The following is a 12823-nucleotide window of genomic DNA, read 5'->3' as shown; positions in this document are numbered from 1 at the left end:
CTATTTTTCCTTTTTCTTCTTAGAACCCTTGGTAATCTGCTTCAAAAGGCTTTCCAGCTCGCCAACATCTTTGAAACTCCGATAAACACTGGCAAAACGGACATAGGTAATTTCATCCAGTTCGGCCAGCTCATCCATAACCAGAGAGCCAATATATTCGCTAGCAATTTCATTTTCACTCTGACTGCGGAGCTTTTGCTCAATCCGATTGACCAATTCTTCAATCTCATCACTTGATACCGGACGCTTCTGAGCGGAGCGGATGATTCCGTTAAAGATCTTATCCCGAGAAAANTGCTCACGCGTTCCATCTTTTTTGACAACGACTAGGGTTCTTTCTTCCACGCGCTCATAAGTTGTAAAACGATGCTGGCATTCCTCGCATTCACGGCGACGACGGATTGTATTTCCATCTTCTGCCTGCCGGCTGTCAACCACACTTGATTTGCTTCCGCCACATTTGGGACAACGCATGTCATTTCCTCCTAGAATCTTAATACTTCATTATACCATGTTTTGGCCAATAACAAAAGACGATAGATTTCTCGCCCATAAAAAAACTAAAGCTAGCAAAGCAGCTTTAGCAAGGTAACCTTCTTTCAAAAATCAAGCAAATGGAAACTCAGCCCTTCTTGTCAAAATACTTTTTGGTTTCGGCAATAATAACAGGAGATAAGACCAAAAGAGCAATCAGATTTGGCAAGGCCATCAAGGCATTGACAATATCGGCAATAACCCAAACTGCTTCTAACTCGATAAAGCCTCCTAAAAGCACCATGGCGACAAATATGATCCGGTACAAGCGAATATATTTGACGCCAAACAGGAACTCAAAACAACGTTCACCATAGTAGTTCCAGCCTAAAATTGTAGTAAAGGCAAAAAGAACCAGAAAAATAGTGAGAAGAACAGGACCGAAACTAGAGAATATCGTAGAAAATGCTGCTTGTGTCAATCTAACGCCGTTCAAATCACTATTCCAAACGCCAGTGACTAAGATTGTCAGACCAGTTAAACTACAAATAATGAGGGTATCAATAAAGGTTCCCGTCATCGAAATCAAGCCTTGCTCGACCGGCTCCTTGGTCTTAGCCGCCGCCGCTGCAATGGGCGCTGACCCTAGACCAGATTCATTTGAAAAGACGCCACGAGCTACCCCATTTTGAATGGCCATCCGCATGCTTGCACCAGCAAAGCCACCGACAGCAGCCGTCTGACTAAATGCAGAACTAAAGACTAGCTGAAGAGTTGGCAGCAAACGATCTAGATTGACTGCTAATACAGTCACAGTCCCCAAGATATAAATAGCCGCCATAAAAGGCACAATCTTGGTCGACACTCGAGCAATAGACTGGATACCGCTAAAAATAACCAGAGCCACCAAAATAGCCAAGATAGAGGCAGTCACAGCTGGAGGCAGCTGAATGGTATTCTGCATAGCTTCTGTAATGGAATTCACCTGTGTGAAGGTCCCAATCCCTAAAAGAGCCACCAAGACACCCGCTACAGCAAAGAAGATAGCCAGCGGACGCCATTTTTCGCCCATTCCTAATAGGATATAATGCATGGGACCACCAGCAACAGCTCCGTGAGCATCCTTAGAACGATACTTGATTGCTAATAAACCTTCGGCATACTTGGTTGCCATTCCAAAGAAAGCTGCTAGCCACATCCAAAATAAGGCGCCCGGTCCACCAACTTTTATGGCAGTCGCTACACCGATAATATTCCCCGTGCCAACCGTGGCTGCCAATGCTGTACAAAGAGCTGCAAAGCTAGACACGTCTCCATGATGATCCTCGCCGGAAACAAAAATTAAGCGAAAGGCGCGAGAAAGGCGCGAAATCTGTAGCAACCTCAGACGAAGTGTCAGATAAAGCCCTGTTCCAACTAATAAAATCAAGAGGGGAGGCCCCCAGACCAGAGAATCAATTTGATTCAACAATTTCAACATAAATCTTCTGCTCCTTTTCCACACCGAGAAAAAGAAAAGTACATGTGTAAACATGTACTCTGGATGCCTGAGAACGACCGTTTCCTGTCCTTCCCTTGCTCTGTCCTTTTACCTGAGAGTTTGAGCAGTTGCCTGCCTTGCCCCTTCGGTGCCAATCATGGTCTCTCCAGAGTTCCGTCCATTTCACAGTCATAAGGCTCAAACGCTTATTTCTGAAAAACTTCATTCGGTGTTTATTCTAAATTTTCTATTATTTTAAAATAATATTCGTTTTTTGTCAATGTTTTATGAAAAACTTTGAAGATGTAAGCGCTTTTTGACATAAAAAGAAGCCCTGGGGTTTCTTTCTTAGCTTAACTCCGCCAAAATAGCCTTCAATTGCTCCTTAGTATGAACACCAGCCACTTGCTTCACGACTTGACCGTCTTTCTTGAACAGAAGGGTCGGAATGGACATAATGCCAAATTCACGGGCAGTATTTGGATTTTCATCCACATCCATTTTAAGGATTTTCAGTTCATCTTCATGAACTTCCCCTGCCAACTGCTCCAAGATAGGCGCCTGCATACGACATGGACCGCACCAAGTTGCCCAAAAATCAATCAGAACCAGTCCGTCTTTTGTCTCTTCAGCGAATGTTGCATCTGTAACTGCTGCTACCATAAATCTTCTCCTTTGAATAGCTTACTTTTGATATCATTGTACACTAAATTTAGAAAAATAAAAAAATTCTCTAGCAAAGTAGAGAATTCTTATTTTTCCAAACAATTTTTTAAAATAAAAATAGATTGAGGGACATCTGAGAAAACTTGGATTAAAAATTCCAAATGTTGCTGATCTATGCTATCTAAAGCTACGGTGTGCTTGACATTTACAGTGCCATCATTATTCTCAATGATCTGATGACCAAAAAGGATATCTCCAAACGGGGTCGCTGTTTTATCCCAAAATTCCTCAAAGGGCTTGACAAGTGTCAGCTGATATTCCATTGGGGGCATTCCTTCGAGTTCCATCATCCCACAAGATCCTGTCTTAAATTCACCATTTAATGTAATATTTTTTAAATCTTCTTCCCAGTCATACCACTTTTCAATATTTTCATAGTAGGCCCATACATCTTCTTTTGATGCTTTTATGGTTAAACTAAAACTAAATTCCATTATAAAATCTCCTTTATGATATGTATGCTTATTATAAGTGTATTTATTAAATTTGTCAAATGGTTTCCCACTCTAGCATTAGCATTTCTTCTAAATGAGCTACCTGCTTTGGTTCTTCTTTTCATACTGATAAAATGGAATCAGAACGATGTCTTGGTCGTATGGCTTGATTTTCGCTCTCTTATTTAACCATTTAGGCAATAGTGCGATTCCTTTCCCGTTTTCAACTAAGCTGATAATGTTCTCAAAAGAATCAATTTCTACAACTGATTTTAAATGAGCAAACTTCATTAAGCTTTGTTTTCTAAAAGGGCAATTTTTATCTTTATTAACGAATATAGGCATTTCCTCAGTAGCCTTTATATTGCTCGAACAAGCATAAACTGACTCGATATGCCCGATAGTCTCATCATAATGCTTTAAATTTTCAATTTTTTGAAAGCAAAAAATTTTATCAAAGTCTTCCTGATGAGCAATGATTGGTATATCCGAAGTTTTTTGGATATTGATCTCACTTTTATTCAAATCAATTGTTTGTGAATTATTAATATCGTGATTGAATAATAATTCTGAAATTAAGATGGATATTTTCGAGGTTTCACATTTCTTTTTTAATTTCTCTAAATTGTTAGAAGTTTCCTTACAAAATTGATAAAATAAGTCTCCACTTTTTGTCGGAACTAAACCATTATATTTTCTGTAAAATAATTTCGTATCTAATTCAGTTTCAAGCACTTTCAATCTAGCGCTGAGATTAGATTGCGCATATTGTAAGATCTTTGAACTTTTGTTTATTGATCTTGTCTCATAGATCGTCACAAAAATGCTCATATCATTAAAATTCATTTAAAACACCCTATCACTTTTTATGATAATTATATCATTTTTAAGTATTATTCAACATGATATAAATTATTTATACTATCAATAGTTAATTAGAAAAGGGGTGCTGCTATGCAAGCAATGCAATATACTATAAAATTACCATCAGATTATGATATGGATATCATTAGACAACGTGTCCGAAATACAGGTCATTTGATGGATGGATTCGACGATTTATTTTTCAAAGTTTATTTAATCTCTGAAAAGTCTGAAGGCCAATTATTTAATAGTTATTGTCCACTATATATCTGGAAAAATACTAACGGAATGACAAAATTCATATTTGATGGTTACTTTGATCATATTTTAAATTCGTTTGGCTGGCAAAATATTGAAATCGGAATAACTTCATCAGTCGAAATATCTGATCATTTTGACTCAAGTAAATATGCTACATTAGAAGTCATTGATATAGAAGCATCTGAAAGTTTAAAATCCTTTACCATTCACGAGCAAATGCAAAACAACGAAAGTGGCAAAGCCGTTATTTTCAATCCTGATAAATGGAAAAAATGTATTTTTACTTTTTATACCAATAAACCCGACACACAACTATCAACATTTGAAATTTTGCACATTTCACAATAAGTGCTTATGATAAGTTATAGGGAAACGCCTGAGCAAACACTTCTTCAGTATTTTGCACACTATGATAGTATACTTGCTCTTCCCAAAATTGTATGACCTTTACTGTCATCGGCTAAATGAAAAAATCGTTACGACATGTAACGATTTTTTGGCTATGATATTAACTCAATTCCGCGATAATAGCCTTCAGTTGCTCCTTTGTATGAACACCAGCTACTTGCTTAACGACTTGACCGTCTTTTTTGAACAGAAGAGTCGGAATGGACATAATGCCGAATTCACGAGCAGTATTAGGATTTTCGTCCACATCCATTTTGAGGATTTTCAGTTCATCTTCATGAACTTCCTCTGCCAACTGCTCCAAGATAGGCGCCTGCATACGGCATGGACCACACCATGTTGCCCAAAAATCAATCAGAACCAGTCCGTCTTTTGTCTCTTCAGCAAATGTTGCATCTGTAACTGCTGCTACCATAAATCTTCTCCTTTGAATAGCTTACTTTTGATAATATTGTACACCAAACACAGAGGAAAAGAAAATATTTACTACGGCAGTGCCCTATGCTTCCCTACTTAAAGATTACAATCGTCGCGCCGCTGCCTCCGGCATTTTGCGGAGCATAGCCGAAGGACTTGACCTGCTTGTTATGACGGAGGTATTTGGTCACTCCTTCACGGATAACACCCGTTCCGATACCGTGGATAATATCCACCTGAGCCATGTTGTTAAGGAGGGCCTGATCGATAAAGGCATCAAGCTCTTCCATGGCCTCTTCATAGCGCTTGCCACGCAGATCCAGTCTGGCTCTTGGACCATTGGTATTGGTTCGCTTGACCACATTGACCTGCTTGCGCTTAGGCTGCTGTTCCTTTTCAGCTTTGAGAAGATTAAATTCCTGTTCCTCTAGAGTCATCTTGATTAGACCAACCTGAGCTTCCCAGCGGCCGTCCTTGAGCTGCTTGACCAAGGTTCCCCGCTGACCATAGCTGGTCACTAGAATATCGTCTCCCACCTTGGGCGCCCGATTTTTCTTGGCCTGCTTGAGTACCTTATTCTTTGATAAATCAACGGTTTCAGGTGCCAACTTTTTAAGCTGAGCCTTGGCTTCAATAATCTCATGCGGTTTAAGACTGGACTTATCATGGAGATTTTTGAGAATGCTCTCACTCTCTGACAAAGCCAAATCAACGATTTCCTGGGCTTCCAAGCGTGCCTTATTGAGCTCGATTTCCTTTTCTCGGTTAAACTCATTGTAAAGTTTTTTGAGGGCTCGGTTAAATTTGAGATTTTCCTGCTCGACCTCACGGATATTATCCAAGCGCTTGCGGCTTTCCAGCGTCTGCTCCTCCAGTCGCTCGATAATTCGATTGACATCACTATCCGTATTTGTCTGCTCTTGGGCGTGGCCAACGATAACTTCCGACAAGCCCAAACGCCGAGCAATTTCAAAGGCATTAGAGCGGCCAGGTACCCCCTGCATAAAGCGGTAGGTCGGCCGCAAACTATCTGTATCAAATTCCATGCTGGCATTTTCCACCCAGTCCGTCTCAATCCCATAGGCTTTGAGCTCAGGATAGTGGGTAGTCGCCATAGTTTTAATCTGTCTCAGCTGCAAGTCTTCCAAGATAGCAATAGCCAGAGCTGCTCCCTCCTGCGGGTCAGTCCCAGCTCCCAGCTCATCCAGCAGGACCAAACTCTCGCTATCAACCTGCTCTAAAATAGAGACGATATTAGTCATGTGACTGGAGAAAGTCGATAGGCTCTGCTCAATGGACTGCTCATCACCAATGTCTGCAAAAATCTGACTGAAAATCCCGACGCGGCTCCCCTTGTCCGCCAGAATCGGCAGACCTGACTGGGCCATGATTTGAGCCAAGCCCAAAGTCTTCAGCATGATGGTCTTACCACCCGTATTAGGTCCGGTAATGACAATCTCTGTCAAGTCTGGCCCGAAATGCAGGTCATTAGCCACTGCATTTTCAATCAGGGGATGGCGGACACTGAGTAGTTGGATATCCTGCTCTTCTGACAGGTCTGGCACCACCGCTCCCGTCTCCTGCATGAAGCGGACCTTGGCACGCACCAGATCTAGATGACCGATAATCCAAGCATTGTTGGCAATTTCAGCCGCATGAGGCCGTATCATATCGGACATAGCCTGCAAAATCCTCTGAATTTCATAGCGCTCGTCCGCCCGACTGCTAGCAATCTCTTCATTGAGATTGACCACCGCCCGCGGCTCAATGTAAACCGTACTTCCGCTGGCCGAAATATCGTGAACGACACCCGCAATACGGTTACGGTAGGTATTTTTCACAGGTAGTACATTACGGCCGTTCCGGCTGGCCACCACTTGGTCTGCCAGCATGTCACCCTTGGTTTTGAGAATTTCTTGCAGAATATCTCGAACCTGAACTTCATTTTCTTGGATTTTCCGGCGAATACGACTCAACTCTTCACTAGCAAAACTTTCGAGAAAGCCCCCATCATTGATAGCTTGCAGGCTTCCCTGAATACTAGGAAACTCTACTAAATTGTTAAAAAGGCGATCCAAACGCTCCAATTGGACATTTTCCAAGTCCTCGTAGAAAGATACCAGCTCATGCGTCACAGCTAAGACCCGCTTGAGGGCCAAAAACTCCTCGATATTCAGGTCACTATCCAGCTCTAGGCGCTTGGTCAAACCCCTAATATCCTGAATCGCTCCCAAACTAAAGTGCGGATGTTGCACAAAAATCTGCCGCATATCGGACATTTCCAAAAAAGCAGCAACAATTGATTCTTTTTTGCTGTTTGGCTGGAGCTGCTTTAACTCCAATTCTCCCAGCTCAGTCAGTAGATAGGGAGAAAAAAGCTCCTTAATTTTATCAAATTCCAAAGTTTCTAAAATTTTATGATTCATCATGTTCATTCTATTTCTATATGATTTAAACTGAAAAAGAAACTCAGCTACAGGGCAACTGAGTCTTAATTATCCGATAATTTTTGTGACCCAAAGGTCATGTAAAATGGATGAAGTTACAGGCGTATGATTGATAATAAACCGAATCAGCAAACTCGAATTTAAGCGTTCTTGGATAAAGGACATAGGCACAGTAGCTAAAATAGTCAGTCCCATCTCGATAACAAAGAGTGCGATGAAGACTGCAATAGCCCCACTGACCATATTAAAAACTTTGGTATCCCACTTATTCGGATAGGGAATTAAATTTACAAAAATCCCCAAAAAGCGGCCTACTATATAAACAAGACTGAAAACAAGAAGATAAGCCAGCCCCGCATAAAAAACCTTATCCAAATGGAAAAGTTGGGAACTCGCAAAGAAATAAGTTGAACTGCCTTTAACAGCGCTAGCATAGGGCACCCACAAGCTGATAGACTTAGCCAAGTCCTGATATAGAGCTCCAGCCACCAGCATGGATACAATCGTCATAGCAGCATAATAACCCTGCAGAACAATCCCACGCGAGTAGCCAATATAAAAGCTCCAAGCTAATATTAGTAAAATAATAATTGCAAACACTATCTTTCCCCTGTATTAGCTGACTTTTCTCTCAGCTCACTGAGCATTTTGTGACGAAGGCTTTCCAATTCTTTTTCCTTATCATCAAACTCAATCTCGCGGCTGAGCTGGGTAGATAAACTATTAATCGCCAGCAAAATGGCCAAGACTTCATCATCTGCTGCAGGCATCTGCTCTTTAATGGCCTTATATTTTTCCTTGGCAACCCGCTCCACTTCTTCCATGAAAAGATTATCGTGTTCTGTTGTTAAAGTTAAGGTTTTGCTTCCAAATGTAAACTTATATCTATTCAAATTTGCCATAAAATCACCTCATGATATTATACCAAAAATCGCGACATTTGTCAGGTAGAAATCTGCTATCTATCCTTGGATAAATTATAACTCTTTCGTATAATAATATCGCTCACCTGTATAAGGATATTCTTTTAATCTAAATACTTCCTCATAGCCATGCTTTTTATAAAAATCTGGCGCTTGGAAATGGAAGGTATCCACAAATGAATACTTACACTTCCTGTCACGAGCTTCCTCTTCCGCCCTTTGCAAAATATGGGAACCAAGCCCTTTCCCTCGTAAATCCTCACTCACATATAAATACTCAATCTCCAGCCAATAACCAAACGTCTCGGCTACCAGACCTCCCATTAAATCGCCGTCTTCATCTTCGACAAAGATATTGAGAGGCTCACTTGTTGAAGCTTCCCTTTTAGAGCGATTATAAGCTCGAATTAAATTCCCAAGTTCTTGGACACGTTCAGATTCTTTATTTTCCAATCTCAATTTCATTAGGCTCTCCTTCTTATCAAATCTTAAATCTATTCTACCATTTTAGCAAGATAAGTAGAATTTATTCATTCCAAAAGTAAAAATTTGAAAGATAGATACCTTAAAATGTATTAGAAAAGACAAGGCAGCAAACCTTGTCCTTATACTGTATCTAATAGTTCTCTTATTCATAGATTTTCTGCATGCATATCGCCCTCTATTTATACTCACTCTTACGATCCTGCACTTTCGTAGGCGTCCAAACCCCTATCCCAAAGTTTGAGGGAAATGAAAAAGCAAACAAGGGAAATCAGAATCAAACCACCAATGTTAAAGAGTCCATTCTTGTCCTGCAAGAAATAGCTGGCAGGGTAGTAGGCCGTAAAGGCGAAAGGCACGATAAAGCTAATCAACCAGCGAAGAAGGGAATTGTAAATCGAAATCGGGTACTTAGCAAAATCATTAAACATATAGAAAATGTAAATCATAGCGCCTGACTGCTTAGTCCAAAAAGCGATGCTGGCAGTCGCGATTTTCAAGGAAGTATAGATCAAGGTCGCAAAAGGAATACAGACTAGGAAAAGCAGGAATTTTGGAAGAGTCCAAGCAATACTAGATACCGTTGTCGCTAGCAAGATTCCACCGACCAAGAGTTCGCCCAAGGCATCAATCTGAAAGGTCTCAACCAGAATATGAAAGAGAGGATTGATAGGACGAGTCAGATACTTGTCAAATTCTCCCTTTCGCACCAGGCGCTGGCCTAGTGCCCAGAGATTATCAAAAAAGAGATGGTCCAATCCTTTGGGAATCAAGGAAAAGCCATAGATAAAGGCAATCTCCTGAAAAGTCCAGCCTTCCAAGGAAGGGATGTGTTGAAAGAGTACATTGAGAAACAAGAGGTTCAAGCCTTGGGTCAAGAAGACACCTAAAACACCAACCACAAAATCAACCTTGTATTCCATGATTTGCTTGATGTATTGTCTGATAAAAATCAGATGCATACGTTGATATTTTTTCATACTAACCTCCTTGAATGGTAATGAAAGACTGGACTCGTTTCCAAATCAACTGAGACAAGCCCACCATCACTATGAGCCAGAAGAACTGTAGCAAGAGTGCTTGAAGAATCTGACTGGCATCGTATTTTCCAACAACAATCATAACTGGAGTATAAATCAAGGATGAAAAAGGCAAGAAGGACAGAATATCTGATACGATCTTTGGAAAGAAAGCCAAGGGAATCAAACTCCCAGACATAAAGTCAATCAGAGAATTCTTAAGCAGATTAGAGCCCCATAAATTTTTAAACACAAAGGCTGAAAATCCAAAGCAGATATTAAAGAAAAAGTTGATCAGGTAGGCTAGGATTAAGCTAAAGAGATAAAGGATGGTTAATCCTAGCACTTCTACAACCCCTTGCCTAGATAAAATTTTCATCAATACGATGACACTTAAAAATGGCAGTCCAACAGAGATAAAAATCAACCACTTGGATCCAAGCTCTGTGAAAAGATATGAGGCCGCAAAATGCACCGGTCTCAACAAACGCATGATAATGGAACCATCCTTGACCTCCTCACCAATCATAAAGGAAGAATCCGACCTAGTCAGAAGATTAGTCACAAAACTCATGATTATGTAGAGGGTGATATCTGCCATACTGAAACCCTGAATCAAAGACTCTTGCGAGGAATCAAAGACAGCCTTCCAGAGATAAAATTCCACAAAAGCACCCATGACATCGCCAATCCGATAAAGAAGAAAGTTGACTCGATAGGTAATCAACTCCTGAATCCCTGCATTGATAAAGGGTTTATAACGTCGCCACAATTTGACCATCTTAGAGCTCCTTTCGGTAGAAGCGACGGATAATATCCTCAATATCCGTATCCATCATCTTCAAATCGCGAATCTCAAAATCAGACAGGGTTTGCTTGATAATATCAGCTGATTGATAGCGTGAACTATCAAATTCAATATTAAGGCTATTTCCTTGTCTATCAATGGTCATATCAGGCAAACCCTCGTAGTGAGAAACGAGATGACTTTGACCTGGTACCAGTTCAAAGGAAAGAGTCTTCATCTTGCCAAATGTTTCCTTGAGCTGGCTAACCGTTCCATCAAAAATCTCTTGCCCCTTATCAATCATAAAAATCCGATCACAAAGTTGCTCAATGTCGCTCAAGTCGTGAGTGGTCAAGAGAATAGTGGTCTCTTCCTCCTGATTGATTTGGGTAATGGCCCGACGAATATTGTCCTTGACCGACACATCCAAGCCAATGGTCGGCTCATCTAAAAAGAGAACCTTAGGATTGTGGAGCAAGGAAGCCGCAATGTCCGCCCGCATCCGTTGGCCAAGTGAAAGAGTCCGCACGGGGTCTTTGATAAATTCCTTCAAATCCAAAACTTCATTCAAAAAGTCCATACGCTTATGGAAGAGCGAGTCTGGCACGTCGTAAATCTCTTTCAAGACCGTGTAGGTCTCTTGCAGAGCCAAATCCCACCATAGCTGGGTTCTTTGCCCGAAGACCACTCCAATATCTTTGACATAGTTTTGGCGATTATCCTGCGGAATCTTGCCATTAATCCGACAAAAACCAGATGTCGGTTTCAAAATTCCTGTCAGCATTTTAATGGTTGTTGACTTTCCAGCACCATTGGCCCCGATAAAGCCTAAGATCTGCCCCTTGGGCACCTCAAAGGTCAAATCCTTGACCGCTTCAAAGGTCTGCTTTTCAGGATGAATAAAGGAGCGCAAAGCCCCCTTCAATCCCGGTTCCTTGACTGTCTTCACAAAATTTTTCTGAAGATGTTCCACTTCTATCATTGCCATACATTTCTCCCTTTAGAAAGTCTTCGGTAACTCGTTTCACAATGTCTAATTTAACGCAAAATAAAGAAAAAAGCAAAAAATCAGACGATCTAGCATAACATAAGAAATTATAAATAACCCAAAGATAAAAATTGGTAAAAAAAGACAAGATCCGAAAACCTTGTCTTTATTACTATACCGGCGGCCGGGGTCGAACCGGCACGTCCTTGCGGACACTGGATTTTGAGTCCAGCGCGTCTGCCAATTCCGCCACGCCGGCAAAGTAACTGGGGTAGCTGGATTCGAACCAACGCATGAGGGAGTCAAAGTCCCTTGCCTTACCGCTTGGCGATACCCCAGAGACGGAATCGAACCGCCGACACATGGAGCTTCAATCCATTGCTCTACCAACTGAGCTACCGAGCCAAATTGCGGGAGCAGGATTTGAACCTACGACCTTCGGGTTATGAGCCCGACGAGCTACCTAGCTGCTCCATCCCGCGATATTCTAATCTAAGGAGGATGTGGGATTCGAACCCACGCACGCTTTTACACGCCTGACGGTTTTCAAGACCGTTCCCTTCAGCCGGACTTGGGTAATCCTCCAAAATATATAGTCCGTACGGGATTCGAACCCGTGTTACCGCCGTGAAAAGGCGGTGTCTTAACCCCTTGACCAACGGACCATATTACTATTCAAATGGGCACGAGTGGACTCGAACCACCGACCTCACGCTTATCAGGCGTGCGCTCTAACCACCTGAGCTACGCGCCCAAGTTATAAAAACTTGGTATGAACTTCTGTTCAAAGCGGGTGACGAGAATCGAACTCGCGACAACAGCTTGGAAGGCTGTAGTTTTACCACTAAACTACACCCGCTTGAATATGGGAGTTAACGGGATCGAACCGCTGACCCTCTGCTTGTAAGGCAGATGCTCTCCCAGCTGAGCTAAACTCCCAAAAAGGAAGCACTCCGACTTCCTATCCTGCTAAGCGACTACCATATCTCACAGGGGGCAACCCCCAACTACTTCCGGCGTTCTAGGGCTTAACTTCTGTGTTCGGCATGGGTACAGGTGTATCTCCTAGGCTATCGTCACTTAACTTGCTGAATTAACTTACAATATCTTAT

At 41.6% G+C, this 12823-nt stretch carries 14 protein-coding genes, 8 tRNA genes, 1 rRNA gene and 1 riboswitch; of the genes, 1 reads left to right on the top strand and 22 read right to left on the bottom strand.

What is annotated here, in order from left to right; all coding sequences use genetic code 11:
* From nrdR to D8792_RS09485, 5 genes are all read right to left on the bottom strand, one after another.
* The gene (gene nrdR, locus D8792_RS09505; protein ID WP_125373806.1) at nt 1-474 is read right to left on the bottom strand and encodes a transcriptional regulator NrdR; all 474 of its coding nucleotides are present in this window, start codon (nt 472-474) and stop codon (nt 1-3) included.
* A gap of 148 nt (nt 475-622) precedes the next feature.
* On the bottom strand, nt 623-1954 hold the full coding sequence (locus tag D8792_RS09500) for an alanine/glycine:cation symporter family protein (RefSeq protein WP_125373805.1): 1332 nt from the start codon (nt 1952-1954) through the stop codon (nt 623-625).
* Nucleotides 1955-2044: 90 nt separating this feature from the next.
* Nucleotides 2045-2134: riboswitch (glycine riboswitch) on the bottom strand.
* Between the two features lie 168 nt (nt 2135-2302).
* Nucleotides 2303-2617: a thioredoxin gene (gene trxA, locus D8792_RS09495; protein WP_045498501.1), complete on the bottom strand. Its 315-nt coding sequence runs from the start codon at nt 2615-2617 to the stop codon at nt 2303-2305.
* Between the two features lie 89 nt (nt 2618-2706).
* Nucleotides 2707-3114 carry an SRPBCC family protein gene (locus D8792_RS09490; RefSeq protein ID WP_125373804.1) on the bottom strand — a complete coding sequence of 136 codons (408 nt, stop codon included), beginning with the start codon at nt 3112-3114 and terminating at the stop codon, nt 2707-2709.
* Between the two features lie 99 nt (nt 3115-3213).
* Nucleotides 3214-3960 (bottom strand): LysR family transcriptional regulator, encoded by a 747-nt coding sequence (locus D8792_RS09485; protein WP_125373803.1) that lies wholly within the window; start codon nt 3958-3960, stop codon nt 3214-3216.
* A 108-nt stretch (nt 3961-4068) separates the two neighbouring features.
* Here D8792_RS09485 and D8792_RS09480 point away from each other — a divergent pair, with 108 nt between their 5' ends.
* Nucleotides 4069-4587 (top strand): DUF4865 family protein, encoded by a 519-nt coding sequence (locus tag D8792_RS09480; protein ID WP_185758439.1) that lies wholly within the window; start codon nt 4069-4071, stop codon nt 4585-4587.
* A 160-nt stretch (nt 4588-4747) separates the two neighbouring features.
* Here D8792_RS09480 and trxA (D8792_RS09475) read toward each other — a convergent pair whose 3' ends face one another.
* The 17 genes from trxA (D8792_RS09475) to rrf all read right to left on the bottom strand — a co-directional run bounded on the left by trxA (D8792_RS09475) (nt 4748) and on the right by rrf (nt 12795).
* Nucleotides 4748-5062 (bottom strand): thioredoxin, encoded by a 315-nt coding sequence (gene trxA, locus D8792_RS09475; protein WP_125373802.1) that lies wholly within the window; start codon nt 5060-5062, stop codon nt 4748-4750.
* A gap of 94 nt (nt 5063-5156) precedes the next feature.
* Complete coding sequence (locus D8792_RS09470) at nt 5157-7490, bottom strand: endonuclease MutS2 (protein WP_125373828.1); 2334 nt, start codon at nt 7488-7490, stop codon at nt 5157-5159.
* Nucleotides 7491-7559: 69 nt separating this feature from the next.
* Nucleotides 7560-8111: a CvpA family protein gene (locus D8792_RS09465; protein WP_125373801.1), complete on the bottom strand. Its 552-nt coding sequence runs from the start codon at nt 8109-8111 to the stop codon at nt 7560-7562.
* Entirely contained in the window at nt 8111-8413 is a 303-nt protein-coding gene (locus D8792_RS09460) for a hypothetical protein (protein WP_005591116.1), read from the bottom strand. The genes D8792_RS09465 and D8792_RS09460 overlap by 1 nt, the downstream gene beginning before the upstream one ends.
* A gap of 75 nt (nt 8414-8488) precedes the next feature.
* Nucleotides 8489-8899, bottom strand: a complete 411-nt coding sequence (locus D8792_RS09455) for a GNAT family N-acetyltransferase (RefSeq protein ID WP_125373800.1) — start codon at nt 8897-8899, stop codon at nt 8489-8491.
* 212 nt (nt 8900-9111) lie between these two features.
* Nucleotides 9112-9897: an ABC transporter permease gene (locus D8792_RS09450; protein ID WP_125373799.1), complete on the bottom strand. Its 786-nt coding sequence runs from the start codon at nt 9895-9897 to the stop codon at nt 9112-9114.
* A 1-nt stretch (nt 9898) separates the two neighbouring features.
* Nucleotides 9899-10717 carry an ABC transporter permease gene (locus tag D8792_RS09445; protein WP_125373798.1) on the bottom strand — a complete coding sequence of 273 codons (819 nt, stop codon included), beginning with the start codon at nt 10715-10717 and terminating at the stop codon, nt 9899-9901.
* Between the two features lies 1 nt (nt 10718).
* Entirely contained in the window at nt 10719-11711 is a 993-nt protein-coding gene (locus D8792_RS09440; RefSeq protein WP_125373797.1) for an ABC transporter ATP-binding protein, read from the bottom strand.
* A gap of 175 nt (nt 11712-11886) precedes the next feature.
* A tRNA-Leu gene (locus D8792_RS09435) sits at nt 11887-11970 on the bottom strand.
* 7 nt (nt 11971-11977) lie between these two features.
* Nucleotides 11978-12049: transfer RNA gene (locus tag D8792_RS09430), tRNA-Gln, on the bottom strand.
* 70 nt (nt 12050-12119) lie between these two features.
* A tRNA-Met gene (locus D8792_RS09420) sits at nt 12120-12193 on the bottom strand.
* A 13-nt stretch (nt 12194-12206) separates the two neighbouring features.
* A tRNA-Ser gene (locus tag D8792_RS09415) sits at nt 12207-12296 on the bottom strand.
* 8 nt (nt 12297-12304) lie between these two features.
* Nucleotides 12305-12376: transfer RNA gene (locus D8792_RS09410), tRNA-Glu, on the bottom strand.
* 15 nt (nt 12377-12391) lie between these two features.
* Nucleotides 12392-12465, bottom strand: a tRNA-Ile gene (locus D8792_RS09405).
* A gap of 34 nt (nt 12466-12499) precedes the next feature.
* Nucleotides 12500-12570: transfer RNA gene (locus tag D8792_RS09400), tRNA-Gly, on the bottom strand.
* Nucleotides 12571-12577: 7 nt separating this feature from the next.
* Nucleotides 12578-12650, bottom strand: a tRNA-Val gene (locus tag D8792_RS09395).
* 29 nt (nt 12651-12679) lie between these two features.
* Nucleotides 12680-12795, bottom strand: a 5S ribosomal RNA gene (rrf, locus tag D8792_RS09390).
* Nucleotides 12796-12823 lie beyond the last annotated feature (28 nt).

The organism is Streptococcus cristatus (genome assembly GCF_003943505.1).
Taxonomy (GTDB): Bacteria; Bacillota; Bacilli; order Lactobacillales; family Streptococcaceae; genus Streptococcus; species Streptococcus cristatus_E.
Note: the sequence above shows the minus strand (reverse complement) of the source record. Positions and strands in the feature narration are given on the sequence as shown.

Coding starts and splice junctions, on each gene's coding strand:
- D8792_RS09500 (WP_125373805.1), bottom strand. CDS start 1,954: ATGTTGAAATTGTTGAATCAAATTGATTCTCTGGTCTGGGGGCCTCCC.
- trxA (WP_045498501.1), bottom strand. CDS start 2,617: ATGGTAGCAGCAGTTACAGATGCAACATTCGCTGAAGAGACAAAAGAC.
- D8792_RS09490 (WP_125373804.1), bottom strand. CDS start 3,114: ATGGAATTTAGTTTTAGTTTAACCATAAAAGCATCAAAAGAAGATGTA.
- D8792_RS09485 (WP_125373803.1), bottom strand. CDS start 3,960: ATGAATTTTAATGATATGAGCATTTTTGTGACGATCTATGAGACAAGA.
- D8792_RS09480 (WP_185758439.1), top strand. CDS start 4,069: ATGCAAGCAATGCAATATACTATAAAATTACCATCAGATTATGATATG.
- trxA (WP_125373802.1), bottom strand. CDS start 5,062: ATGGTAGCAGCAGTTACAGATGCAACATTTGCTGAAGAGACAAAAGAC.
- D8792_RS09470 (WP_125373828.1), bottom strand. CDS start 7,490: ATGAATCATAAAATTTTAGAAACTTTGGAATTTGATAAAATTAAGGAG.
- D8792_RS09460 (WP_005591116.1), bottom strand. CDS start 8,413: ATGGCAAATTTGAATAGATATAAGTTTACATTTGGAAGCAAAACCTTA.
- D8792_RS09455 (WP_125373800.1), bottom strand. CDS start 8,899: ATGAAATTGAGATTGGAAAATAAAGAATCTGAACGTGTCCAAGAACTT.
- D8792_RS09450 (WP_125373799.1), bottom strand. CDS start 9,897: ATGAAAAAATATCAACGTATGCATCTGATTTTTATCAGACAATACATC.
- D8792_RS09445 (WP_125373798.1), bottom strand. CDS start 10,717: ATGGTCAAATTGTGGCGACGTTATAAACCCTTTATCAATGCAGGGATT.
- D8792_RS09440 (WP_125373797.1), bottom strand. CDS start 11,711: ATGGCAATGATAGAAGTGGAACATCTTCAGAAAAATTTTGTGAAGACA.